The organism is Streptomyces sp. NBC_01237 (genome assembly GCF_035917275.1).
Taxonomy (GTDB): domain Bacteria; phylum Actinomycetota; class Actinomycetes; order Streptomycetales; family Streptomycetaceae; genus Streptomyces.
Genome location: NZ_CP108508.1, coordinates 7273560 through 7298566, shown reverse-complemented (window position 1 = coordinate 7298566; position 25007 = coordinate 7273560). Strand labels below are relative to the sequence as shown.

The 25007-nt window shown below is 72.2% G+C and carries 22 protein-coding genes; 12 read left to right on the top strand and 10 right to left on the bottom strand.

Annotated elements, in window-relative coordinates:
• Nucleotides 1-25 precede the first annotated feature (25 nt).
• On the bottom strand, nucleotides 26-1321 hold the full coding sequence (locus OG251_RS32380) for a beta-ketoacyl-[acyl-carrier-protein] synthase family protein (RefSeq protein ID WP_326680419.1): 1296 nt from the start codon (nucleotides 1319-1321) through the stop codon (nucleotides 26-28).
• A complete protein-coding gene (locus OG251_RS32375) occupies nucleotides 1318-1551 on the bottom strand; it encodes an acyl carrier protein (protein WP_073719228.1) in 234 nt (77 codons plus the stop codon). Before OG251_RS32375 ends, OG251_RS32380 begins: the two co-directional genes overlap by 4 nt.
• 233 nt (nucleotides 1552-1784) lie before the next feature.
• Here OG251_RS32375 and OG251_RS32370 point away from each other — a divergent pair, with 233 nt between their 5' ends.
• The 12 genes from OG251_RS32370 to OG251_RS32315 all read left to right on the top strand — a co-directional run bounded on the left by OG251_RS32370 (nucleotide 1785) and on the right by OG251_RS32315 (nucleotide 15719).
• Entirely contained in the window at nucleotides 1785-2231 is a 447-nt protein-coding gene (locus OG251_RS32370) for a nitroreductase family deazaflavin-dependent oxidoreductase (protein ID WP_326680418.1), read from the top strand.
• Nucleotides 2232-2276: 45 nt separating this feature from the next.
• Nucleotides 2277-3008: a nitroreductase family protein gene (locus tag OG251_RS32365; protein WP_326680417.1), complete on the top strand. Its 732-nt coding sequence runs from the start codon at nucleotides 2277-2279 to the stop codon at nucleotides 3006-3008.
• Nucleotides 3009-3211: 203 nt separating this feature from the next.
• Nucleotides 3212-4804 (top strand): peptidoglycan-binding protein, encoded by a 1593-nt coding sequence (locus OG251_RS32360; protein ID WP_326680416.1) that lies wholly within the window; start codon nucleotides 3212-3214, stop codon nucleotides 4802-4804.
• A 411-nt stretch (nucleotides 4805-5215) separates the two neighbouring features.
• Complete coding sequence (locus tag OG251_RS32355) at nucleotides 5216-6670, top strand: MFS transporter (protein WP_326680415.1); 1455 nt, start codon at nucleotides 5216-5218, stop codon at nucleotides 6668-6670.
• 124 nt (nucleotides 6671-6794) lie between these two features.
• Nucleotides 6795-8354, top strand: a complete 1560-nt coding sequence (locus OG251_RS32350; RefSeq protein ID WP_326680414.1) for an FGGY family carbohydrate kinase — start codon at nucleotides 6795-6797, stop codon at nucleotides 8352-8354.
• A gap of 92 nt (nucleotides 8355-8446) precedes the next feature.
• Nucleotides 8447-10120, top strand: a complete 1674-nt coding sequence (locus OG251_RS32345) for a glycerol-3-phosphate dehydrogenase/oxidase (RefSeq protein WP_326680413.1) — start codon at nucleotides 8447-8449, stop codon at nucleotides 10118-10120.
• Nucleotides 10117-11670, top strand: a complete 1554-nt coding sequence (locus tag OG251_RS32340; RefSeq protein WP_326680412.1) for an FAD-binding oxidoreductase — start codon at nucleotides 10117-10119, stop codon at nucleotides 11668-11670. The genes OG251_RS32345 and OG251_RS32340 overlap by 4 nt, the downstream gene beginning before the upstream one ends.
• Before the next feature lie 73 nt (nucleotides 11671-11743).
• Entirely contained in the window at nucleotides 11744-12403 is a 660-nt protein-coding gene (locus OG251_RS32335; RefSeq protein WP_326680411.1) for a glycerol-3-phosphate responsive antiterminator, read from the top strand.
• Nucleotides 12404-12408: 5 nt separating this feature from the next.
• A complete protein-coding gene (locus tag OG251_RS32330; RefSeq protein WP_326680410.1) occupies nucleotides 12409-12711 on the top strand; it encodes a putative quinol monooxygenase in 303 nt (100 codons plus the stop codon).
• Nucleotides 12708-13847, top strand: a complete 1140-nt coding sequence (locus tag OG251_RS32325) for a zinc-binding dehydrogenase (RefSeq protein WP_326680409.1) — start codon at nucleotides 12708-12710, stop codon at nucleotides 13845-13847. The genes OG251_RS32330 and OG251_RS32325 overlap by 4 nt, the downstream gene beginning before the upstream one ends.
• A gap of 187 nt (nucleotides 13848-14034) precedes the next feature.
• Nucleotides 14035-14214, top strand: coding sequence for a hypothetical protein (locus OG251_RS32320; RefSeq protein ID WP_326680408.1), 180 nt, complete (start codon nucleotides 14035-14037; stop codon nucleotides 14212-14214).
• A gap of 275 nt (nucleotides 14215-14489) precedes the next feature.
• Nucleotides 14490-15719: an MFS transporter gene (locus OG251_RS32315; protein WP_326680407.1), complete on the top strand. Its 1230-nt coding sequence runs from the start codon at nucleotides 14490-14492 to the stop codon at nucleotides 15717-15719.
• Here the strand turns inward: OG251_RS32315 and OG251_RS32310 are convergent.
• The 8 genes from OG251_RS32310 to OG251_RS32275 form a co-directional block, all read right to left on the bottom strand.
• Nucleotides 15686-16366 carry a hypothetical protein gene (locus OG251_RS32310; protein ID WP_326680406.1) on the bottom strand — a complete coding sequence of 227 codons (681 nt, stop codon included), beginning with the start codon at nucleotides 16364-16366 and terminating at the stop codon, nucleotides 15686-15688. The genes OG251_RS32315 and OG251_RS32310 overlap by 34 nt on opposite strands.
• 111 nt (nucleotides 16367-16477) lie before the next feature.
• On the bottom strand, nucleotides 16478-17230 hold the full coding sequence (locus tag OG251_RS32305) for an urease accessory protein UreD (RefSeq protein WP_326680405.1): 753 nt from the start codon (nucleotides 17228-17230) through the stop codon (nucleotides 16478-16480).
• Nucleotides 17227-17991 (bottom strand): urease accessory protein UreG, encoded by a 765-nt coding sequence (gene ureG / locus OG251_RS32300; RefSeq protein ID WP_385729921.1) that lies wholly within the window; start codon nucleotides 17989-17991, stop codon nucleotides 17227-17229. Before ureG ends, OG251_RS32305 begins: the two co-directional genes overlap by 4 nt.
• On the bottom strand, nucleotides 17984-18649 hold the full coding sequence (locus OG251_RS32295; protein ID WP_326680404.1) for an urease accessory protein UreF: 666 nt from the start codon (nucleotides 18647-18649) through the stop codon (nucleotides 17984-17986). Before OG251_RS32295 ends, ureG begins: the two co-directional genes overlap by 8 nt.
• Nucleotides 18649-20352, bottom strand: a complete 1704-nt coding sequence (locus tag OG251_RS32290; protein ID WP_326680403.1) for an urease subunit alpha — start codon at nucleotides 20350-20352, stop codon at nucleotides 18649-18651. Before OG251_RS32290 ends, OG251_RS32295 begins: the two co-directional genes overlap by 1 nt.
• Before the next feature lies 1 nt (nucleotide 20353).
• The gene (gene ureB, locus OG251_RS32285; protein WP_326680402.1) at nucleotides 20354-20689 is read right to left on the bottom strand and encodes an urease subunit beta; all 336 of its coding nucleotides are present in this window, start codon (nucleotides 20687-20689) and stop codon (nucleotides 20354-20356) included.
• Nucleotides 20686-20988: an urease subunit gamma gene (locus OG251_RS32280; RefSeq protein WP_326680401.1), complete on the bottom strand. Its 303-nt coding sequence runs from the start codon at nucleotides 20986-20988 to the stop codon at nucleotides 20686-20688. Before OG251_RS32280 ends, ureB begins: the two co-directional genes overlap by 4 nt.
• 243 nt (nucleotides 20989-21231) lie before the next feature.
• Nucleotides 21232-24885 (bottom strand): S8 family serine peptidase, encoded by a 3654-nt coding sequence (locus OG251_RS32275; protein WP_326681489.1) that lies wholly within the window; start codon nucleotides 24883-24885, stop codon nucleotides 21232-21234.
• Nucleotides 24886-25007 lie beyond the last annotated feature (122 nt).

Sequence of the window (25007 nt, the reverse complement as noted above, 5' to 3'; positions counted from 1 at the left end):
CGGCCGGACGGCGGGCTCCCGCCGGTCAGGCCCTGGTGAGCACGAGCGCCGCGTTGTGGCCGCCGAAGCCGAGCGAGGTCTTGACCGCGCAGTCGAAGCCGGCCGCCCTGGCCTCCTTGCTCACCACGTCGACGGGGATCGCGGGGTCGGGCGCGTCGAGATTGACGGTGGGCGGCACCAACTGGTGCTGGAGGGCGAGGACGGTCAGCGCCGTCTCGATCCCGCCCGCGGCACCGAGGGTGTGGCCGGTCATCGCCTTGGTCGAGGTGACCAGCGGCCCCTCGCCGAGCACCCGGTGCAGCATGGTCGCCTCGATCAGGTCGTTGGCGACGGTCGAGGTGCCGTGGGCGTTGACGTGGCCCACGTCCGAGGGCGACAGCCCGGCGTCCGCGAGGGCGGCGCGCAGGGCGCGTTCGATGCCGAGGCCGTCGGGGTCCGGGGCGACCGTGGAGTGGGCGTCGCTGGAGGCGCCGTAGCCGTCGACATGGGCACGGACGGTGGCCCCGCGGGCGCGGGCGTGGTCCGGGTGCTCCAGGACGAGAAGGCCCGCGCCCTCGCCGACGACGAAGCCGTCGCGGTGGGTGTCGAAGGGCCGGCAGGCGGCCTCCGGGTCCTCGCGGCGGGTGGAGACGGCCTTCATCTGGCAGGCGCTGGCGAGCAGCAGCCGGGTGCAGGACGATTCGGCGCCGCCCGCGACGACGATGTCGCACGCTCCGGTGCGCAGCATCTGGTGGGCGGTGCCGATGGCGACGGTGCCCGAGGAGCAGGCGGTGGAGACCGCCTGGCTGGGCCCGTGGATACCGAGGTCGAGGGTGACGCTGCTGGCGGCGCCGTTGACGACGGTGAGCGGGGCGAGTTTCGGGGAGACGCGCCGGGCACCGCGCCCGGTGAGGGCGTTGTGCTGCTCGTCGTAGAAGGGGAGCCCGCCGTGCGCCGAGCCGATGACGACGCCGACCCGGCCGCTGTCCCAGACCGAGGGGTCGAGCCCGGCGTCGGCGACGGCCTCCCGGGCGGCGATGACGGCGAGCTGGGCGAAGCGGTCCATCAGCCGCTGGGCGGCCACGCCGAGCACGGCCTTCGTGTCGAGGCCGGTGATCGTGTAGAAGAAGTCGCACGGCAGATCGACGAGTTCGGGCCGCCGGACGACGGAGGGCCCGGAGGCGGCCCCGCATACTCCGCTCCAGGCGGCCTTGGCACCGACTCCGGCCGCGGTGACCAGACCGACGCCGGTGACGGCGGCGCGGAACGGCTCGACGCGCGGGCGGGAGTACGGCGTCGTGGACCGGCCGGACGACGGCTCGGTGCGCGGGCGGGTGCTCACGCGGACGCCTTGTCGTGCACGGCCGCCACCAGGCGGCCCACGGTGTCCCGCGAGGTCAGCGTGATGTCTTCCATGTCGATGTCCAGCCGGTCCTCGATGAGCAGCCGCAGCTCCTCCAGCGCGAGGGAGTCCAGGCGCAGCTGATGGAGCGGCACCTCGGGACGAATGGCCAGGGGGTCGGTACCGAAGTTCGCGACCAGCAGGGCGCTGATCTCTTCCGAGGTGCTCATTGAGGCGCTCCTCCGCTCAGGGACGCGGTGACGCCTGCCGCGTGGGGGTTGAGGTGGCCATCGGGGGACGCCGGCTGCTCCGGAGGGACCCTTTATACGCCTTCGCGGCCCGCTCCCCGGCCCCCGTTCCCCCGTGCGGTGGGAGGGCCGTCCAGGTGTACGAATCCGCCGGTCCGGCCGGGTTGCTGCCAGGATGGGCGGGCAACGCACCGTACGAGAGAGGGAGAGCCCACATGACGGCGGAGCAGGACGGCGACGCGGCGGTACGGACCAGCCCGGCCGACTGGGTGGCCCAGCAGGCCGAACTGTACGAGTCCTCCGGCGGAACCAAGGGCACCACGCAACTCGGCGTGCCGTGTCTGCTGCTGGACTACGTCGGGCGGCGCACCGGGGCCGTGCGGCGCACGGTGCTGATGTACGGGCGGGACGGCGAGGACTATCTGATCGTGGCGTCCAACGGCGGCTCGGACCGCCCTCCGCTCTGGTACCTGAACCTGCTGGCCCATCCCGAGGTCGAACTCCGGGTGGAGACCGAGCGGTTCGCGGCGATCGCCGAGACACTGCCGGAAGAGGAGAAGGCCCGGGTGTGGCCGCGTCTGGTCGAGCTCTTCCCCCGGTACGCGCAGTACCAGGCGGGCACCGAACGTGACATCCCCGTCGTTCGGCTCACAAGGCGCTGACCGGGACCTTTTGGTGCGTCGGCCGGGACCGTACACTCCGCGATCATGACGATCGAAACGGTTCGAGCCGACGCGTCCGCCCTCGACGGACCCGCCCTCTTCTCGACGATGTCCACCATGCGCGCCATGCGCCGCCTCAAGCCGGACGCCGTCCCGGACGAGACGACGGAGCAGCTGATCCAGGCGGCCGTGTGGGGACCCAGCGGCGGCAACATGCAGTGTTACGAGTACGTCGTGGTCACCGACCGCGAGGTGATGGCGCGGCTCGCCCCGCTGTGGAAGCGGTGTGTGGACGCCTATCTGGCGACGACCGGGAAGCACGCTCCGGCGGGCATGGACGACGCGGCCTACGGGCGGATGGTGGCCGCGATCGAGTACCAGCGCGATCACTTCGCCGAGACCCCGGTGCTGGTCGTCCCCTGCTACCGGTTCCCGGAGCCGCGTGTCGACGAGGAGGGGCTGCTGGCCTCCGCGCGGGCGCTCGGCCCGGCCGGGGCCGAGCAGCTGATGAACACCCAGACCCGCTTCCAGGCACTCGCCGAGGGCTCCTGCGTCTACCCGGGGGTGCAGAACCTGCTGCTGGCCGCGCGGGCGCTGGGGCTCGCGGCCAACATCACCATCTGGCATCTGATGCTGGAGCGGGAGTGGAAGGAGGCGCTGGGCATCCCGGAGGACATGCGGACCTTCGCCGCCGTTCCGGTGGGGTGGCCGCAGGGCAACTTCGGCCCGGTGAGGCGCCGCCAAGTGGCCGATGTCATTCACCGTAACGGCTGGTAATTTTCCGACAACTCCCTTGATGCATAGAGGAGTTGAAAGCGCCGCCGCGACACACCGGGATGTCATTGTCATGCTCTATTCATCTCGATAGCCTGTGCGGGCTCAACGGCCCTCGGCCCACCCCACCCGGGCCCGAGGGCCTTTTCTCTCCCCCACAGGGCCCCCACCGGGCACTTGAGACCCATAGAGCAGGGAGCACCCCCATGCCCCGACCCACCGCCGCGCGCACCAGAGGCCGCGCATCCGTTCTGGCGGCCCTCACCGTCACGGCCCTCGTCGCGACGGGCCACCCGGCCGTCGCGGCCGACCCCGACGCCGCCTCCGCCGGCTCCGCCACCGCGTCGGCCGTCGCCTCCGACCCGATGAACCGGGCCTTCGCGCGGGCCGCCGAGGAGTTCGGCGTACCGCGCGACCTGCTCGCCGCCGTCGGCTACGGCGAGACGCATCTGGACGGACACGCCGGAGCACCCAGCCAGGCGAACGGCTACGGCGTGATGCACCTGGTGAGCAACCCCGCCAACCGCTCGCTGGAGAAGGCCGCGGCGCTGACCGGCGAGCCCTTCTCGCGGCTGCGCCGGGACACCGAGACCAACATCCGGGGCGGCGCGGCCGTGCTGCGCGCCCACGCCGACGCCCTGGGCCTCGACCGTGCCGAGCGCCGCGACCTCGACAGCTGGTACCCGGCCGTCGCCCGGTACAGCGGTGCCCGGGACACCGCCGCCACCCTCTACGCGGACGCGGTCTACACCTTCCTGGCCGAGGGGCTGCGGACGACGGTGCCCGGTGGCGAGGAGGTCACGGTCACCTCCCGTCCGGTCGCCCCGCGCAAGGGCGCCCTCTCAGCGGCGGACGTGACCGCGCAGAGCCCGGACTACCCCTCGGCGCTGTGGGTGCCCGCGCACGCGAACAACTTCGCCGCCGGGCGGTCGGCGACGGTCGACAAGGTGGTCGTCCATGTCACCCAGGGTTCGTACGCGGGTTCCATCAGCTGGTTCCAGAACGCGACGTCCAAGGTCAGCTCCCACTACGTGATCCGCTCCTCGGACGGCCAGGTCACCCAGATGGTGCGCGACAGCGACACCGCGTACCACGCCAAGAGCGCCAACGCCTCGTCACTCGGTATCGAGCACGAGGGCTATGTCGACGACCCGTCGTGGTTCACCGACTCGATGTACCGCTCCTCGGCCGCGCTGACCGCCTACCTGTGCGACCGGTACGGGATCCCGAAGGACCGGTCGCACATCATCGGGCACAGCGAGGCCCCCGGCAACGACCACACGGACCCGGGCGTCAACTGGAACTGGACCTCCTACATGCAGCTCGTCGGCGGCTCCCCCGGCGGCGGCACCGGCAGCGGCGCGCTGGACTTCACCTCGTACGCGACCCAGCAGCAGGGTTCGACGGGCGCGCAGGTCACGGCCGTCCAGCAGCTGCTGAAGGAGCAGGGGTACGAGCCGGGCGCCGTGGACGGGAACTTCGGCCCCGCCACGAAGAGCGCCGTCCAGGCGTTCCAGGGCGCCCGGAAGCTCACCGCCGACGGCGCGGTCGGCCCGAGGACCTGGACCGCCCTGCTGTCGGCCGGGACCACCCCGACGCTCGCCCGGGGCGGCTCCGGGGACGCCGTGAAGCGGCTCCAGCGGAGCCTGACGGCGGCGCTCGGCTCCACGGTGGGTATCGACGGGAGCTTCGGCCCCACCACCGACACGGCGGTGCGCGGCTACCAGACCGCCCGGAAGCTCTCGGCCGACGGGAGCGTCGGACCCGCCACCTGGGCGGCGCTGCAAGCGGGGCTCTGACCGGCAGGGGCGTTCCGGCGGCCGGGTGTGCCGCCGGAACGCCCCCGGCCCACGGAGGGGGCCGCGACCGCGGCCCACGCGGCACTCGGCACATGGCACGCGGGAAAGCCCCCGCGCACCGGCGTAGGGGGAAGCCCCTGCTCACGCGGCACGCGAAGAACACGCGTCACGTTTCGGTAACCTGCCGGAAACCCTTGACGTTTGTCCTGACTCGTTCTTAACCTCACTGCGTAGTCCCGAGTCCTTCGCGACTCGGCAGTTCGCCAGATCGGCAGTTCAGCAGTTCACGTGCTGCGGCGCTTTCCGCAGTGTTTTGACAGGCACAGACATAGACCACCTGTCGGTGGTTTCGTCATGCCTGTTTTCCTGTGCTCCCCGTGCCGCCGATGGGTCTTCCTCGAAGGCGGATTCATGGCACAACGTCCGAGCGTCAAAGGCGTCGTCGATGTCGTTGCGCTCATCGATGGGCTGGGAAAGATCACCGGCCGGGCGCAAGTCATCTGGTTCCTCGTGTTCGGCGGGCTGTTCCTCGACGCCTATTCGAATGCCGCGCTGAGCGCGGGTCTGGGACCGATGACGTCCCAGATGGAGCTGACCAGTACGCAGGTCTCGATCCTCACGGCCACCGCTCCGGCCCTGGCGATCCTCTTCAACCCGATCGGCGGCTGGCTCGCCACCCGCTTCGGCCGGGTTCCCCCGCTGCTGCTGGCCAAGGTCTTCGCCATCGCGGGCGCCCTGACCGCCGCTTTCGCCGACGACTTCGGGGTCGTCTGGGTGGGCCGGGTCATGGTGGGCATCGCCTACGGCATCGACTTCGCCGTCGCCATGGCGCTGCTCGCCGAGTACACCCCCGCCAAGCTCGGCGGCCGGCTCAACCTGTGGCAGGCCGTCTGGTACGTCGCCACCACCAGCAACCTCGCCCTGGCGCTGCTCTTCTTCAACATGGACGTCGGCGCGGACATCTGGCGCTGGTCGGTCGGCTCCGCCGCCGTCGTGGCCGTCGCCCTGCTCATCGGCCAGTGGCTGATGCTCAAGGAGAGCCCCACCTGGCTGGCCAGCAAGGGGCGCCTGGACGAAGCGGTCGGCAATCTGGACCGGATCTACGGGATCAAGGCCGTCGCCGGAGAGCCCGACGCCGCCACCCGGGCCGCCACCGAGGCCCCCGCCGTCGGATTCCGCCAGGCCGGGGTGCTCTTCAAGGGCGAGTACCTGCCCCGCACCATCCTGTCCTCGGTGATCTCGCTCGGGCAGTCGATGCAGTACTTCGCGGTCGGCTGGTACCTCCCGCTGATCAGCCTGACGATCTTCGGCGAGAGCTTCGAGAAGGCCACCATCGGCTCGATGGTGTTCAACGCCTTCGGTATCGCGGGCGGTCTGCTCTCCGCCTACTTCGGCCGCCGACTCGGCCTGCGGCTCAGCTCCGCGGCCGGTTTCGCCGGAGTGTTCGTCGCGCTGCTGGCGATGGGCCTGACCTTCGAGAAGGTCCCCACGGCCGTGGCGTTCCTGCTGCCCGTGCTGTTCATCCTCTGCCACTCCGCGGGCCCCGGCGCCAACGGCAAGTCCATCGCCGCGCTCTCGTACAGCAGTGACATCCGCGCGCTCGGCACCGGTGTCACCGGCATGGTCGGCAGCTTCGGCAGTGTCGCCGGGCTGTACCTCTTCCCGCAGATCAAGGAATCGCTCGGCCTCGCCGACACCTTCCTGGTGCTCTCCGTCGTACCGCTGCTCGGCATGATCACCTGCCTGGCGATCAAGTGGGACCCGATGAGGGCCGGCCAGTCCCCGGAGGGGGCCGCCGCGGCCCCCTCCGCCGTCGGCCCGCAGGGCGATTCCCCCGAATCCGTGAAGGCCACGACCGCGCGCTGACCGTCCGCCGTGCCCGCCGCGTCACACGATGGTCCCCCTCCCCCTCCGTACCGCCGGCTCCGTACGTCCCGCTCCGCAGGACCGGCTCCGTACAGCTCGCGATGCTCGCAATGAAAGGGCTGCAATGACGCAGACGCTCCCCGGCGCCGCCCCACGGCGCGGTGTGCTGGCCATCGACGAGGGCACCACGGGTACCCGGGCCGGAGTCGTCCTCGACTCCGGCGCCGCCCACGAGGTGTTCTACCGGCCGATCAAGGTCAGCCACCCGGACGACCTCTCGGTCGAGCAGGACCCGATGGAGATCTGGACCGCCACCCTGGAGGTGGCGCGCCGCGCCGTCGGCCGCGCCCGCGAGGACGGCATCGAGGTCACCGCGGTGGCGCTCTCCACCCAGCGCGCCACCGCGATGCTCTGGGACCGGGTCACCGGGCGGCCGCTGCTGCCCGCGGTGGTGTGGCAGGACCGGCGGTACGCCGCCGAGCTCACCTCGTACGAGGCGGAGTGGGACACCGCCCTGCTGGCCCGCCAGGGCCGGCCGGTCGGCGCCCGCGCCCCGTTCCTCTGGGCCGCGCGGCAGATCGCCGCGCACCCGGAGGTGGCCGCCGCGCACCGCGCGGGGCGGCTGCTGTTCGGCACCGTCGACACCTGGCTGATCTGGCGGCTCACCGGTGGCGCCGTGCACGCCACGACGCCCACCAACGCCGCGTCCAGCGGCGGATACCTGCTGGAGCGGCACGCCTGGGACGAGGAGTGGATCGGCCGGCTCGGCTTCCCGCTCGACCTGCTGCCCGAACTCCGCTCCGACGACGCCGGATTCGGGCACACCGACCCGGCCGCCCTCGGCATCGCCGTACCGCTGGCCGCCTCCATGGGAGACCAGCACGCGGCCCTGCTCGCGCTCGGCGGACTCACCGCCGGCCAGGGCATGATCATGTACGGGACCGGCGCCTTCGTGGACGCCGCGACCGGCACCGTGCCCGCCCTGCCCCGGCCGGACATCTCCGGGGTGCTCGCCCAGCCCGGCCGGCGGCAGGGCGACATCAGCCACTACAGCCTGGAGGCCTACACCTCCACCGCGGGTTCGGCGCTGCGCTGGCTCTGTGACGATCTGGGCCTGTTCGCCTCGCCGAAGGAGCTCGGTGAGGAGGCGGGCCGGGTCCCCACCCGGCCGGGCCGTACCCCGCGTTTCGTCCCGGCGCTCGCCGGAGTGCGTACGCCGGTCTGGCACCCGGAGGCCACCGCCTCCCTCACCGGGCTCACCCTCGCCACCACCCGCGCCGACCTCGCCCGCGCCGTCCTCGACGGGATCGCGCACTCCGTGTGCGACCTGATCGACGGGGTCGCCGACACCATGGGCACGCCGTTCACCCGGCTGCGGGTGGGCGGCGGGGTCTCCGGCAGCGACCCGCTCATGCAGATCCAGGCCGATCTGACCGGCCTGCCGCTGGAGCGGGTCGCCGACTCGGCCACCGCGAGCCTGCGCGGCACCGCGTATCTCGCCGGGGTCGCCCGGGGGCTGTGGGGCTCGCTGGAGGAGGTCGTCGAGGCCCAGCCGGGCGGCAGGGTCTTCGCCCCCGCGATCCCGGCGGCCGAGCGCACCGCGCAGCGTGCCGCCTGGCGGGACGTCCTGATCGGCCACCTCAAGGACCCGGCGCTGCGCCCCCTGGAGGCGTCCGGACCGTAACCGCACACCCCCCACCGACGGCACCCTCACCGTCACCCCGGCGGACCGCCCGACCACGCGGCCGCCGTACCGAAACACCAGGAGTTGATGTTGTGATCACCTTGCCCGCCCGGAAACCGCGGCGCAGCGCCGCGGCGACCCGCCGAACGCCGCTGCATCTCGACCGCGCCGCAATCAAGCGCCGGCTGGCCGACGAGACCTATGACGTCGTCGTCATCGGCGGCGGGATCACCGGGGCGTACGCGGTGCTGGACGCGGCCTCGCGCGGGCTGCGCGCGGCGCTGATCGAGAAGGACGACTTCGCCTCCGGTACGTCGTCGAAGTCCTCGAAGATGGTGCACGGCGGCCTGCGTTACATCGAGCAGGGCAACGTCAATCTCGTGCGCCACTCGCTCCTGGAGCGCCACCGCTTCCGCAAGAACGCCCCGCACCTGGTGCACCGGCTGCCGTTCCTCTTCCCGATCCTGGAGAAGGAGGGCATCTTCGACGCCCGCCTGGCCAAGGGCTTCGAGGGTCTGCTGTGGACGTACGACCTGGTGGGCGGCTGGCGGATCGGCAAGCTGCACCAGCGGCTCAGTGTCCCGGAGGTCCTGGCACAGGCGCCGACCCTGCGCGCGGAGAACCTGAAGGGCGGGCTGATGTACTTCGACGCCCGCACCGATGACGCCCGGCTCGTGCTGACCATCGTCCGCACCGCGGCGGCGCTCGGCGCGAGCGTCCTCAACGGGGCGAAGGCGGAGGGTCTGCTGACGCAGATGGGCAAGGTGGCCGGCGCCCGGGTCTCCGTGGACGGCGACACCATCGACATCCGCGCGGGGGCCGTCGTCAACGCCACCGGGGTGTGGACCGACGAGCTGGACGCGAAGGCCGACGACGGTCACAAGCCGCAGGTCCGCCCGGCCAAGGGCGTCCACATCGTGGTGCCGTGGGAGAAGGTGCGGATCAACTGCACGGTCACCGTGCCGATCCCCGGCCGGGCCCGCCGCGCGACCTGCACCCGCTGGGGCAACAGCGTGGTGCTGGGCACCACCGACGAGGACTACCAGGGCTCCCCGGACGATGTGCACTGCACGCGCGAGGAGATGGACTTCCTGCTGGAGGGCGCCAACACCGCGTTCGAGGGGAAGCTCACCCCGGACGACGTGGTCGGCTCCATCGGCGGTCTGCGTCCGCTGGTCGGCGGCAAGGAGGGCGCGACGCTCGACATGCGCCGCGACCACCACATCACCATCGGCCGCACCGGCATGGTGACGGTGACCGGCGGGAAGCTCACCACCAGCCGGCACATGGGCGAGCTGGTCATCGACAAGGTGATGACGGTGCTGGGCCGCAAGGGTGCCAGCCGCACCGCGAACCTTCCGCTGCTGGGCGGCGCCGGTTACGACGCCGAGGCGGTCGCCGCGTCCGGTGGCATCGCCGCGCACCTGGGCGAGCGTTTCGGCACCGAGGCGCGCTTCGTCGGCGACCTGATCCAGGACGACCCGACACTGGCCGAGCCGATCGTCGCCGGGCTCCCGTACACCAAGGCCGAGGTCGTGTACGCGGCCCGCGCCGAACTGGCCCGCTCCGTCGACGACGTCCTCTCCCGCCGTATGCGGGCCCGGCTGTTCGCCCGGGACGCCTCCGCGGACGCCGCGGACGCCGTCGGCGCGATCCTCGGCCGGGAACTGAATCTCACCCAGGCCGAGGTGGAGCGTTCGGTCTCCGACTACCTCGCAGCCGTCCGTCACGAAAAGTCCGTACTCCTCGAAGGGGCAGCAGCATGATCAGCCGTCAGACCATCACCCACCCGTTCAACCGGGGCAACTACACGATCGGCGCCCCCAGCTTCGCCAAGTGGGCGCAGAACACCCCGATCGGGGACGGGGAGGCCGCGCTCCAGACCGATCCGGTCGAGGTCCCCGAGAGCGTGGTCGAGGCGCTGCGCGAGGCCGCGCACGCCGTGCACACCTCCCGCGACGAGGTCGTCACCCGGACCCGTGACTGGTGGGCCGGTTCGATGATCGGCGAGACCGAGGGCCGCCCCGCGACGCCGGACGCCGTGATCGTCGAGGCGGCGGACGCGGACCAGATCGCGGCCGTGCTGCGGATCTGCCACGCGGCCGGCATCCCGGTCACCCCGTCCGCGGGCCGCTCCAATGTCACCGGTGCGGCGCTCCCCGTCTTCGGCGGGGTCGTCCTGGACGTCTGCGCGCTGAACCGGATCACCGGTTTCGACGCCGAGTCGAACGTGGTGGACGTCGAGGCCGGCATGTTCGGTGACCTCTTCGAGAAGCAGCTCCAGGAGGAGTACGGCGTGACGACGGGCCACTGGCCCTCCGCGTTCGCCGTCTCCACGGTCGGCGGCTGGATCGCCTGCCGCGGCGCCGGTCAGCTCTCCACCCGGTACGGCAAGATCGAGGACATGGTCGTCGGGGTGGACGTCATCCACGCGGACGGCACCCGTGCCACGTACGGCGACTACGCCCGCGCGGCGGTCGGTCCGGACCTGCGTCAGCTGTTCATCGGCTCGGAGGGCACCCTCGGTGTCATCGTCTCGGCCCGGCTGCGCGTCCACCCGCTGCCCGAGTACGCCAAGGCCGTCGCGTTCGGTTTCCCGACCTTCGCCGAGGGTCTGGACGCCTGCCGCTCGATCATGCAGCGCGGTGCGACCCCGGCCGTCCTGCGGCTGTACGACACCCTGGAGTCCGGCACCCACTTCGGCCACCCCGGCACCAATCTGCTGCTCATCGCCGACGAGGGCGACCCGGCGATCGTCGACGCGTCGATCAAGGTCGCGACCGAGGTCTGCGCCGCGTACGGCCCCGAGCTGGACAGCGAGGCGGTCTTCGCGCGCTGGCTGGACGAGCGGATGCTGGTCGGCAAGTCGGCGGACGGCTTCACGCCGGGCCCCGGCTTCGTCGCCGACACCCTGGAGATGGCCGCTTCCTGGGCCGACCTCCCGGTGATCTACGACGAGGTGGTCGCCGCGATCCAGTCGGTGGAGGGCACCCTGGCGGCCTCCGCCCACCAGTCGCACGCGTACACCGACGGCGCCTGTGTCTACTTCTCGCTGCGCGGCGATGTGGCGCCCGAGTCGCGCCGTGACTGGTACCGCTCGGTGTGGGACGCGGCCAACGCCGTACTCGTCGCGCACCGGGCGGCGCTCAGCCACCACCACGGCTGCGGTCTGCTGCGCGGCCCCTACCTGGAGGAATCCCTCGGGGCGGGCTTCGCGACCCTCGTCGCGGTGAAGGCGGCCCTGGATCCGGCCGGGATTCTCAACCCTGGCAAACTGGGCCTTCCCAGCCGATTCGGTACGTCTCCGCTGAACTGACCCCAGCAGCCGCGAGGACCGGCCGGCCCCCAGGTGCCGGCCGGTCCGCCCCCTCCCCAGGCAGGCTCTTGCCATGACCCCCTCCCCGTCCCGGTTCAGCGCACCGCTCGACCCCCGGCTCGTCTCGGCCTTCGCCGAGGTGCCGGTGATCGCGTCGGTCGTCGGCACCCAGCCGCTGCGGCAGTTCCTGACCGCGCCGGCCAGGGTGTGCATCCTCGCGTCGTTCGCGGTGGGGCAGCTGCCCCAGGTCGTGCCGGCGCTGGGCCGGGCGGGGAAGACCGTGTTCGTGAACGTGGACAGCAGCCCCGGACTGGCGCAGGACCGGGGCGCGCTGGAGTTCATCAAGAACATGGGGGCGCACGGAGTGGTGAGCACCCGGCTCTCGCTGATCGAGAAGGGCCGCCCGCTCGGCCTGCTGACCATGATGAAGGTGTTCGTCACCGACCGGTCCAACCTGCGCCGTTCCACGGACGCGATCTCCCGCGGAGCGCCGGACCTGGTCGAGATCATGCCCGCCCCGATCATCGGCCGGATGACCGCGCAGGCACAGCGCGCGATGTCCCCGTCGGTCGCCGCGGGCTTCGTGGAAACCCCCGCGGACGTGGCGCTCGCCCTGGCCCTCGGGTCGGCCGCGGCCGCCACGTCCGACCCCCGCCTCTGGCATCTGCGCCGGGACCAGCTGCCGCCGGTCCCGCCGTCCGCCCTCAAGAGGCCCGCCGCACCACAGGAGTAGTCCCCGTGAGTTACGTAGTCGTCGCCCGATACCGCACCAGGTCCGGCGAGGAGAACACCGTCCTGACCCTGCTCGACTCGATGGCCGCCGCCTCCCGCGAGGAACCCGGCAACCTCGGTTACCGGGTCCACCAGGGCATCGAGGACCCCCGCGCGATCGTGCTCTACGAGGAGTACGCCACCGAGGCCGACTTCACCGCGCACTGCGCGACCCCGCACTTCCGGGAGATCGTGCTCGCCAGGGTGCTCCCGCTGCTGGAGAGCCGCGACGTGCTGCGCTGCGCGCCGCGCGGGGAGGTGGGGGCATGAAGACCCGTGCGGTGGTGCTGCGCGGGACGTCGACGTCCCGCCCCTACTCCCACAGCCGCCCGGTCGAGGTGGAGGAGCTGACCCTCGGCGCTCCGCGCGAGGGCGAGGTGCTGGTCCGGATCGCGGCCGCGTCGCTGTGCCACTCGGACCTCTCCGTGGTCAACGGCGACCGGGTCCGCCCGCTGCCGATGGCGCTGGGCCACGAGGCGGTGGGGGTGGTCCAGGAGACCGGTCCCGGTGTGCACCGCTTCTCCCCCGGTGACCATGTGGCGCTGGTCTTCGTCCCGAGCTGCGGCTTCTGCGAGGACTGTGCGGCGGGCCGCCCGGCGCTGTGCGCGCGGGCCGCCGCCGCGAACGGATCGGGTGGCCTGCTGCACGGTCCCCCGCTCCTCACGGACTCCTCCGGACAGCCGGTCCATCACCAGCTGGGCGTCTCCGCGTTCTCCGAGCACGCGGTACTGGCCCAGGAGTCGCTGGTGCCGATCCCCGACGACATACCGTTCGCCGTGGCCTCGATGTTCGGCTGCGCGGTCCTGACCGGGGCGGGCGCGGTCATCAACACGGCCGCCCTGCGCCCCGGCCAGTCCGCCCTGGTGTACGGGCTCGGCGGTGTCGGTCTCTCGGCGGTGCTGGGCGCCCGCGCGGCCGGAGCGTACCCGGTCATCGCGGTCGACCCGGTCCAGGAGAAGCGCGAGCTGGCCCTGCGCCTCGGCGCGACCCATGCGTACGCCCCCGAGGAGGCGACGGCCGCCGTTCGTGAACTGACCGGCGGTGGCGCCGAGTTGGCGGTGGAGGCGGTGGGCAGCCCGAAGGTGATGGCCGACGCACTGGCGGCCGTCGCCCGCGGCGGCAGGGTCGTCTCGGTGGGCCTCCCGGCCCCGGACCGCGTCCTGGAGGTCCCGGCCCTGGCCTTCGCGGGCGAGGGCAAGTCGCTGCTCGGCTCGTACATGGGCGACGCGGTCCCCCGCCGGGACATCCCGCGGTTCCTGGACCTGTGGCGGGCGGGCCTGATGCCGGTGGAGCGGATGCACACGGGCACGCTGCCGCTGACGGACATCAACGACGCGATGGAGGAGCTGGCTTCGGGCCGGGCGATCCGCCAGGTGATCGACACCTCGGGCCTGCTGGCCGGCTGAGCGCGCCGGGGCGCTCCTGGCGGGTGCGGGGCGTGCGGGTGCCATGGGGGCGGTTCCGCCGGAGTGTGAGGCGGGTGCGCCCGGACTGCCGCGGAAGCGACCTCCGTACGCCTGTCGCCCCTCTGCCGGGCCGGGCGATTCTGAGCGGGTCCGGCATACGTCGACCCAGCTCAGGGGGCGGTTCAGCATGGCTCGTACTCAGTCCATCTGCGGAGCACCGACGATGAAGGGGACCCGGTGCCGACGGCTGGCGATGCTGGGTGCTTCCCGGTGCGACCGCCACCGGGGCGACTGGTCGAAGTACACCGTCGAGCGCCGCAAGGCGATGGAGAAGCGGGCCAAGTCCCGCCGTGAGCGCAGGAAGTAGCGGCCGGGGCAGGGGGACCTGCGGGTACGGGGCAGGGGGGCCCGCGGGTACGGGCCGGGGCGGACCTGCGGGTACGCCCCGGCCCTCCACGGGTCCGCGGGGAAAGTACGTTTACGGGCCGTACGCCTGACCGAGCCCCGCTACAGTGGCGCCCATGTTCCTCCTCCGTGCGTAGGACACCGCGCTGACCGCACCCGCTCCGTGGGTGCGGTAGCTCCGTGTCCCCGTACGTTTCGGCGCCCGGACCGCGCGCCGCCTCTCCGAGGAACGCCCTCATGTCATCCTCTCCCCCTTCCTACGCCGGTGTCCTGCGCACCCACCACGCACCGAGCGCCTTCGGTGCGGCGCTGCTGGGGCGGCTCAGTTACGGAATGGTGCCCCTCGCGCTGCTGCTGGCGGTCAAGGACACCACCGGCTCCTATTCCGTCGCGGGGCTCGTGATGGCCCTGTTCGGCGCCGCGAGCGTGCTGCTCTCGCCCGCCCGTGCCGCGCTCATCGACCGCTACGGTCCGCGCAGGGCGCTGCCCTGGATGGCCGGCGCGTACGCGTCGGTGCTGATCGTGCTGGCCCAGGCCACCTGGCAGCCCGGTGCGTCCGGGCTGCGGCTGGGGGCGCTGGCGCTGGCCGCCGGGCTCTGCACGCCGCCGCTCGGGCCCGTCATGCGCACCGTGTGGAGCAGCCTCGTACCGGATCGCGAACTGCTGCGCCGTGCCTACAGTCTGGACGCCGTGGCGGAGGAACTGCTGCTGGTCGGCGGGCCGTTGCTGGTCGGGCTGCTGGTCGAGTTCGCCACGCCCGCGGCGGGCGTGGCCATCAGCGCCGGGCTGGTGCTGACCGGAACGCTCGCGCTGGCGTACTGTCCGGCCGTCCGGGACATCGGCGCACGCCCGCCCGGACCCGGTGCGCCCGCCGTGCCCGGCGAAGGCCGGACGCTCCTGAGCCGCGTGGGCGGGCTGCGGCACGCCGTGCTGATGATGGGCGGGGTGGGGCTGTGCCTCGGCGCGCTGGATCTGCTCGTGGTGGCCTTCACCGAACAGCGCCACCAGGGCTCGGCGGTGGCATGGGTGCTGGCCGCTCTCTCGGCGGGCAGCGCGGTCGGCGGCCTCGTCCACGGCGCCGTCCCGTGGCGCCTGTCCAACCGGGTGCGGCTGGGGGTGTTCAGCGGTGCGCTGGGGACGGCGCTGATCGCCGCGGGGCTCTCGCCGAGCGTTCCGGTGCTGGTGGGGATGGTCGCGGTGGCCGGGCTGTTCGTGGCCCCGGCCCTGACCACCGCCTATCTGCTCGCGGACGAGTCCGTCGGGAACGACAGCCGGACCCGGGCCGGCGCCTGGGTCAACACCGCGCTCAACGCGGGGATCTCGGCGGGCACGGCCGGGGCGGGGCTGCTGGTGGGCCGCCTGCCCCTGGCCGTGTGCTTCACCCTCTCGGCGGTCCCCGTCCTGATCGGTGCGACGGTTCTCGCCCGCCGGACTCAGGCCCGCAGGCCGGTGGAGGTGACCGGGTAGCCGATGTCCTCGATGTCCTCGGCCAGGTCATCGGGCAGCCGCTCGGGGTTCAGGGCCAGGACGATCTCGTCGGTCAGCGGGCGCAGTGCGAAGACATGGCGTACCGCGTCGAGGTCCACCGTCGTCTCGAAGTAGTCCTCGGCCCACTCCCGGTAGCTCTCCGGGCTTCCCGCGACGAGGAGTTGGAAGAGCCAGTCCGCGCCGTCGGATTCCTCGCCGTCCTCCGGGAACTCGATGGCGCCCGCGTGCCACCGGTCGTCGCCCTGCTGCCTCCAGAGGCACGCGGTGACGACGGGCATACCGTGCTCGTCCGTGAACGAGGGCTCTTCGACGTACGGCCGGAAGACCGGCGGGACGTCGTCGAGCACTCCGGGCCAGGGCGCGTCGTCGACGTAGGGGCTCATCGGTGATTCGTGGTCGAACCCGCGGAGGTAGGCACCGGCGGGCGCGAGCACGAGGGAGTACTCGTTGCCCGACCCGTCCCGCATGGAGGCCATGGCCTCCGACGCGGACCACCGCGCGTCGTAGCTGTGCCACCGGTGGTCCCATTCCGGGCACAGGACGGCATCCAGCATCGCCATCGAGCGGCAGAGGTCGGTGAGGACGGGTATGTCCGGCAGCCTGCGGGCCACGTCATGAACGCTCATGCGGCCATCCAACCGCACCGGTCCTCCCGCCCCGTCAGGCGGTACCCCCGGTTCCACTTCGATGGTCCCGGGGGTCCGGGGTCCGCGCGCCCGCGCCCGGGCCCGGGGTCCTCACGCGTCCCCGGGCGGTGCGGCCCGCCATGCCTCCCAGACCGCCGTCAGCCCGGCCTCCACCGCCGGGGCCACCGTGTCCACCAGCCGCACCTGCGCTCCGGGGCCCGCCAGGTCGGTGCGGTAGGGGTGCGGCGGCGCCCCGGGGACGGCGCCGAGGGCGGTGACGGAGCCGATGACGCGGTTCGGGCCGAGGAGACCGGGCAGTTCGCGGATCTCCGCGTCCCGCAGATCCAGGTCCTCGACCAGCAGTTCCCGGCCGTCGTACGTGGCGTGGGTCCGCGCCCGCAGGCTTCCGCCGCGTTCGCCGGTGCGGCCCAGCACCAGGGTCTCGCGCCACAGCATCCGGGCACCGGCGGCCAGGGTCACGTCCATGGAGCGCTCCACGTCCGCCCCGCCCGAGATCACGAACGGCCGGGCGTCCCAGTGCAGTTCGCCGCCCTCCGCGATCTCGATCCGGGCCCGCCACGTCGATGTGCCGCCGCGGTGGTCGTACGCGACGAGGCCGGACGGTTCGACGAGGCGCAGCCTGGCCCCGGGGCCGACCGTGATGTGCAGCGCGAGGTCGTCGCCCGCCAGGAGGCCGGCCCGGGTGCCGACGAGGGCGATGTGCAGGGCTTCCGGGTCCGGGAGGAGCGGGCGGGGGGCCAGGAAGGCGCCGGGCGTGAGGTCCCGGGCGAGGTGGCGGCCCGTGCCGTCGCGCTCGACGGTGAGCACGGTCGGCTCGGCGGCGCCCCCCGTCCGGTGACTCACGGGTGGGCGTGGCTGTGCGGTGCCATCGGGCCCGGGTCGGTGGGGATGTGGGTGCCCGAGCGGTGCCGGGCGAGCAACGCGCGTACCCAGTCGGCCAGTTCGGCGACCGACACCGGGTCCTTCTTGGACAGGGCCAGCACCGGGAGGCCGTCGCGGGCCGCCTCGGCGTCGGCGACCATGGCGGCGACGTCGACCTCCACGTAGGGGGCGAGGTCGGTCTTGTTGATGATCAGGAGGTCCGCGCCGGTGATTCCGGGGCCGCCCTTGCGGGCCACGTCGCCGCCGCCCGCGACATCGATGCAGAAGAGCTGCGCGTCGGCCAGGGCGGGGCTGAAGGTGGCCGTCAGGTTGTCGCCGCCGCTCTCCACGAGGACCAGGTCGAGCGGCCCGTACGCCTCCTCCAGGTCCTCGACGGCGTCGAGGTTGGCGCTGACGTCGTCGCGGATCGCGGTGTGCGGGCACGCCCCGGTCTCGACGGCGCGGATACGTTCGGTGGGCAGGACGCCCGCCGAGCGGAGGAAGCGGGCGTCCTCGTCGGTGTAGATGTCGTTGGTGACGACGGCCATGGACAGTTCCCCGGCGAGTTCGCGGCAGAGCGTGGCCAGGATGGAGCTCTTGCCGGTGCCGACCGGACCGGCCACGCCGAGCCGCAGGGCGCGGGGCTGGTTCAGGGGCTCGTGGAAGTGGGGGTTGGGCCGGTCGTCGTGGTCGCCGGTGGGGGCGTGGGTCGGCGCGTGGGCGTGGGCGTGGTTGTCAGGCAAGGAAGAGTCTCCGTTCGCGTCGGTCGTGTTCGAGTGCCCACTGTTCGGTGAGCAGGGCCGTGGGGGCGGGCAGTTCACCCGGGGTCCGTACGGCGAGGGCGGCGGCCACCGCGGCGGCGGCGTCCGGCTCCGCGGCGAGGATCCAGGCGACCGCGTCGAGCGGGTCGCCGGGCAGCAGTTTGAGGGCGGCCGAGGTGATGGTCTGGAGTTCGTCGTAGACGACCGCCTGGGCCAGTTCGTCCTCGGACACCTTCATGACGGCGCCCAGCGCGCCGAGCGTGACGGGCCGCAGCGGGCGTGGCCGGACCGTGGACAGGGCGGTGACCGCCGGGTGGTCCGGGGCCAGCCGCCGCGCGAGTCGGTGCACGCCCCGGCCGAGCGTGGCGGACGCCGCGCGCAGCGGTGCCACCGGGGTGCGGGCCGCGAGCGCGTGCTGTACGGGCCCGTAGTCCACCGGGTCCTGCCCGGCGGCGCGCAGGGCGAGGACGGCGGCGGCCGCCTCGGTGACCGCGGTGGTGTGCAGCCGGGCCCGCAGCAGTGCGGGGAGGCGGTCGCGGGTGAGTCCCGCGGCGACGGCCGGTTCGAGGCCCGCGCTGTAGGTGTACGCGCCGACCGGGAGCCGTCCGTCGGCCAGCAGGAGCCGGGCGAGCGCACCCATCAGAACATGCTGTACCGCTGGGTCAGCGGCAGTTCGGCGGCGGGGGCGGGCTCGACGAGCTCCCCGTCGATGCGGATGGCGAAGGTCTCCGGGTCCACGTCGATGGCCGGGAGCGCCGTGTTGTTCGGCAGGTCCGCCTTGGTGAGGTGGCGGGTGGGCCGTACGGCGACCAGTTCCCTTTCCAGGCCCAGGCGTTCGGCGAGCCCGTCCTCCAGCGCGGCGGGGGCGACGAAGCTGACCGACAGATGGGGGGCGGCGCCGGCCGCCGCGGTGGCGCGGAGCAGCACCGGCTGGGTGGTGGGGATGGCCGCGTTGGCGTCGCCGAGGGGGGCGTACACCACCATGCCGCCCTTGATCACGGCCGCCGGGCGGATGCCGAAGAAGGCGGGGTCCCAGAGCACGAGGTCGGCGAGCTTGCCCGGTTCCACGGAGCCGACGACATGGTCGATGCCATGGGCGACGGCGGGACAGATCGTGTACTTGGCGACGTAGCGGCGGGCGCGCTCGTTGTCGGCGGGGAGTGCGGAGTCCCGGTCGCCGAAGCGCTGCTTCATCACGTGGGCGACCTGCCAGGTGCGGCAGACGACTTCACCGATGCGGCCCATGGCCTGGGCGTCGGAGGAGGTGATGGAGAGGGCGCCGATGTCGTGGAGGACGTCCTCGGCGGCGATGGTGGTGGCGCGGATGCGGGACTCGGCGAAGGCCAGGTCCTCGGGGACGCGCGGGTTGAGGTGGTGGCAGACCATCAGCATGTCGAGGTGTTCGGCGACGGTGTTGACGGTGTGCGGAAGCGTCGGATTGGTGGACGCGGGAAGCACGTTGGGGTGCGAGGCGACGGTGATGATGTCGGGTGCGTGTCCGCCGCCCGCGCCTTCGGCGTGGAAGACGTGGATGCCCCGGCCGGCGATGGCGTCGAGGGTTCCCTCGACGTAGCCGACCTCGTTGAGGCTGTCGGCGTGCAGGGCGACCTGGAGGCCGTAGGCGTCGGCCGCCTTCAGCGCGGCGTCGATCGCGGCGGGGGTGGCGCCCCAGTCCTCGTGGACCTTGTAGCCTCCGGCACCGCCGAGGGCGGCCTCGCGCAGGGCGTCCTCGCCGACGGTGGAACCCTTGCCGAACAGCATGATGTTGAGCGGGACGCGGTCCAGGGACCGGTGCATCATCGCGAGGTTCCACGCGCCGGGGGTGACGGTGGTGGCCTTGGACGCCTCGGTGGCTCCGGTGCCGCCGCCGATCACGGTGGTGGTGCCGGTGGCGAGGGCCTCCTGGAGGGTTTCCGGCATCAGGAAGTGGACGTGGGTGTCGACGGCTCCGGCGGTGAGGATGCGCCCCTCGCCGGAGACCACGTCGGTGCCGGGGCCGATGATCAGGTCGGGGTGGACGCCGTCGCTGATGTCGGGGTTGCCCGAGCGGCCCAGGGCGACGATCCGGCCGGCCCGGACGCCGATGTCGGTCTTGACGATGCCCCAGTGGTCGAGGACGACCACATTGGTGATGACGAGGTCGAGGGCGCCGTCGGCGCGTGAGGTGGTGGCCTGGGCCATCGATTCACGGATGGACTTGCCACCGCCGAACACGGCCTCGTCGCCGCCGAAGCAGCGGTCCTCCTCCACCTCGATCCACAGATCGGTGTCGGCGAGACGCACGCGGTCCCCGGTGGTGGGTCCGTAGAGCGCCGCGTAGGCGGCGCGGGTCATCTGTGCCATGTCACACGGTCTCCGTCTGTGCGGTTCGGGTGCCGGGGGCGCGGGTGCCGGGCACCACGATGCCGGGGACGTGCCGACGGCCGCCGAGTTCGACGAGGGTGACGTCGGCGCCGACCCCGGGTTCGAAACGCAGCGATGTTCCTGACGGAATGTCGAGGCGGAATCCCTCGGCCGCAGCGCGGTCGAAGGAAAGCGCCGGATTCGCGTCGGAGAAATGCAGGTGCGAGCCGACCTGAATGGGCCGGTCGCCGTCATTGACAACGGTGAGCTGCAATTTGGTAAGCGTGTCGTTGATTTTCAGTACGCCGGATCCGGTCCGGATCTCACCGGGGATCACGGGATCGGAGAGGTGATCGTGACCAGCTTGCGCCCGTCGGGGAAGGTCGCCTCGACCTGGACGTCGTGCAGCATCTCGGGGACGCCTTCGAGCACGTCAGCGCGGGTCAGGACGGTGCGTCCCGCGGTCATGAGGTCGCTGACGAGGGCGCCCTCGCGGGCCCGCTCCATGACCCAGCAGGCGAGCAGGGCGACGGCCTCGGGGTAGTTGAGGCGGACGCCGCGCTCACGCCGGTCGCGGGCGACCATTCCGGCGACGCTCAGCAGCAATTTCTCCGTGTCGGACGGAGTGAGAAACATGGGAAACCTCCATGGCGGCAGTCCCCGGAATTCCCGGAATCGCCTCGGCCACGTTCCTCTTATAAGCCTCCGAGTAGGCCCGTGGCAACTCGCTCCGCACCGCAAAAAGTCCCTTTCTGGGGTTATCGACCGCCATATACGGGCAAAGTAGACAAATTTCGATCTTCAAGAAAACGTAAAGAGAGGTGGTCCCGCAGCCCCCGCCGGGGCTGCGGAACCACCTCAAATGGTTCTCTCAGCAGGTCACTTCAGGCCGAACGCCTTGATGATCTCCTGGTCGACGGCCAGACCGCCGGGGCCCTCGGCGCGCACCTTGAGCGAAACCGAGGCGGCCCCCTTCCCGGGCGTCCTGAACTTCGCGGTCCATGTGCCCGACGAGCCCTTGCGCAGCTCTGCCGCGCTCCAGGACCTGCCCTCGTCGTAGCTGACGGACAGCGAGGCCTTCGTCGCCTTCACCGCGCCGTCCAGCCACGCCTGGGTACCGGCCTCCAGACCGACCTCGGTCCACTTGCCGGCCTTGACGTCACCGGCCAGGTCGGTGTCCACGTCGTAGTCCAGCTGGAGCAGCGGGATGTCGGCCTGCTGCGGGCCGTTCTCGTCCAGGGCACCCGAGACGAAGTTCCACTCGGTGTGCGTACGGGTCGAGGTCTTCCAGGTCTCCGCGTCCCGGACGGAGTCGATGACCAGGCGGTACGGCAGCTTCTCCGCCGACAGGTCCCAGGCGTATCCGGCCCGGCCCGGTCCCTTCTTGATCAGTGTGTCGCCCTGGTAGAAGCCGTACGAGGTGGTGTCGTACTCCGCCTCCGGCATCGAGCCGGAGTGGCCCTCGCCCGAGTCGGTCCACGGGGTGATGTTGAACTGGATGTCGTTGTACGCGGTGCGGAACGGACCCCAGTAGCCGGTGCCGAGACGGGGGCCGACCACCGGTGCGAACCAGTCGTCGCGGTAGGTCCGGCCGGCCTTGTAGTCCAGGTCCGTGCTGCGCATCTCGTGCGCCGTACCGGAGGCGTCGGCACTGAGCACCGCGTGGTTCTCGTACCAGAAGGAGTCACCCGGCAGCGGGTTGACCCACTCGGTGCGGGTGCCCGGGAACTTCTCGTACTCCTCGAAGCCGACACCGGGGCCGTAGTCCGGGATGTCGTAGCGGAATCCGGCGCCGAGCGCCGCCTTGTGGCCGTAGAAGGTGTTCTCCACCTTCGCCAGCTGACGGGCCGACGGGGCGAAGGCCAGCGAGCGGTCGGGGATCGTGCCGTCGTGGCGGTCGACCAGGTCGTAGACGTAGCCCGCGAACTTCTTCTGGTCGACGGAGAGCTTCTTGCCGCGCTGCGCCGCCTTGATCAGCGTCCCGCCCGCGGTCTTCTGCACCGAGGCGACCGGGATGGTGGTCTGCTCGCCGTACGGGACGTAGGACTCCATCGCGACCCCGCGGCCGTCGTTGACGACGAAGAGCGCCTTGGCGCCCGCCGCCAGCGCGCCCGCCAGCCGCTCGGCCGGGGTGACCGCGTCGCTGCGGTTGACCACGACGGCCTTGCCCTTGGCGTTCACGCCCCGGTAGTCGGCCGCGGCGCCGTTGCCGGCGAAGACACCGGTCAGCTTCTGCTCGCTGTCCTCGGCGACGACGGAGCCGCCCTGCACGAAGGCCGGGACGTCATGGCCGTCGGCCGTCAGGCCGATCAGTTCCTCGCCCTGGCGCCAGCGGGTCAGGAAGCTGAAGCTGCCCTGGGTGACCTTCTTGGTCGGGCTCGCCCACAACTGGTCGTAGGTCAGCGGGATCTGGTACGCGTCGCGCTGGACGGTGCCGTCCGGGGCGGTGCGTGCCATGTCATAGCGCAGCTGGCGGGTCTCGGTCTCCTTCGGCGTCCGCACACTGATCTTGCGGGCCTTCGAGGCGTCGAGCGTGACGGTGGTGGCCTTGTCCAGGACCGTCTCGGGGGCCGCGAGGAACGCGATGCCCTTCGAGTCGGCCCGGTCGCCGTCGATCTCCGCGGCGGTCCAGGCCGTGTAGTTGCCCGGCGGCAGCCGCAGGGTCGTGTCACCGGAGACGTTGACGACGCCCAGCTCCGGGTCGCCGAGCGCGGCGAAGACGACCTGTCCGTCCATCGGCCTGCCCGCGCGGTCGCGGAGCTTCAGGGTCAGGTCGTAGAGCTCCTGCTCCTTGTTGAGCGCGAAACCGGTGTGCGCGACGACCGTGCCCGCCGCGTCCTTGGCGAGGACCTGGCCGGAGAACTGGGTGTTGTTCGCGACCTCGGAGGGGTCCAGCGACAGCACGGCCTCGGCGGTGGAGCCCGCCGGGACGGTCAGCGTGGAGGTGGAGAGGGTGTACGCGGCCGCGTCCGTGTCGGTGGCCAGGCTGAGCGTGACGTCCTTGTCACCCGTGTTGCGGTAGGTGATGGTCCGCTCGGTGACCGGGTCGGAGGGGCTGTGCGGCCAGTTGTACGAGGCGACCTCGACGGAGCCGGTGGCCTCGATCGTCGTGTCGATCGCCGCCTTCACATCCAGCCGGCCGGTGCCCTGCTCGTACGGGGTGTAGTCGGGCAGCGCCTTGGACGAGCTCATCAGCGCGTCCTTGATGCGCTGGCCGGACCAGTCGGGGTGACGCTGCTTCAGGATGGCCGCGGCGCCCGCGACATGCGGGGTGGCCATCGACGTACCGGACATCGACTGGTACATGCCCTCGATGCCGGGGACCGACTGCGAGGCCGCCGCGTTGATGTCGACGCCGGGGGCGGACAGGTCGGGCTTGAGGCCGTGGCTGTTGACCAGCGGGCCCATGGAGGAGAAGTCCGCCCGGTTGTCCTGCTTGTCGACGGCCGCGATGGTGAGGGCCTTCTGCGCCGAGCCGGGCGAGCCGATGGTGCCCGCGCCGTACGCGTTGCCCGCGGCGATCACGAACAGCGGACCGCCGTCGGCCGACAGGGCGTCGACGGCCTGCGACATCGGGTCGGAGCCGTCGTCCGGCACCGGGGAGCCGAGGCTCATGGAGACGACGTCGGCGCCTTCCGCCTTCGCCCACTCCATGGCTTCGATGATGCCGGAGTCGGCGCCGGAGCCCTCGTCGCCGAGGACCTTGCCGACGAGGAGGCCCGCGGCCGGCGCGACGCCCTTGTTGTCGCCCTGGGAGGCGGCACCCGAACCGGCGATGGTGGACGCGACATGCGTACCGTGGCCGTTCTTGTCGTCGACCTCCTCGCCCGGCACGAAGCTCCGGGACTCCAGGATCCGGTCCTTGACGTCCGGGTGGTCGGCGTCGATCCCGGTGTCCAGGACGGCGACCTTGGTGCCCTTGCCGTCGAAGCCCGCGGCCCACGCCTGCGGGGCGTTGACCTGCGGCACCGACTCCTTGAGCAGGGCCTCGGAGCGGCCGTCGAGCCACAGCTTCGCGATGCCGTTGTCCAGCGAACGGGCCTTGTCCGTACGCGCGATGTCGCTCCAGAAGGCGCGGGCGTCGTCCTTGTCGGCCTTCAGCGCCGCACCGTGGATGGAGCCGAGCGTCCGGACCTTGCCGGCTCCGCGCGGGGCCGCGGGCAGCGCCCTGGCCTTGCTCCCCCCGTAGGTGGCGATCAGCGGAATGCCGCCGGTGGCCGCGTCGTCGTACCCCATCCGCACCAGGGCCGAGACGTTGAACAGCCGCCGGTCGAGCTTCCCGGCCGCGAGCAGCGCGGTGGCCTCGTCGGGCAGCACGAAGAGGTCGTCGCCCGCCTGCTGGACGTGGACGCCGCCGTTCGCGCCGTCGGGGCGGTCCACGGTGACGGTGTCCTGGTTGCCGGGGCCGTCCACGTAGTGCACGACGTCCCCGGTGATCAGGGTGATGTCGTGGCTCTGGACCCGGGCCTCGTGGCGGCCCTCGGCGGAGCGCGGTGCGGAGGCGGCGGTGGCGGAGCCCGCGGCGGGGAGCATGGCGCCGCTCACGAGTGCGACGGAGGTCGCTATGAGCAGCGCTCTGCGTCCTGTACGAGCGGGTCTCGCCCGGCCGGAAACGGAGGAGGGGGAAAATGTCATGCAGCTGATCTACCGGTAAA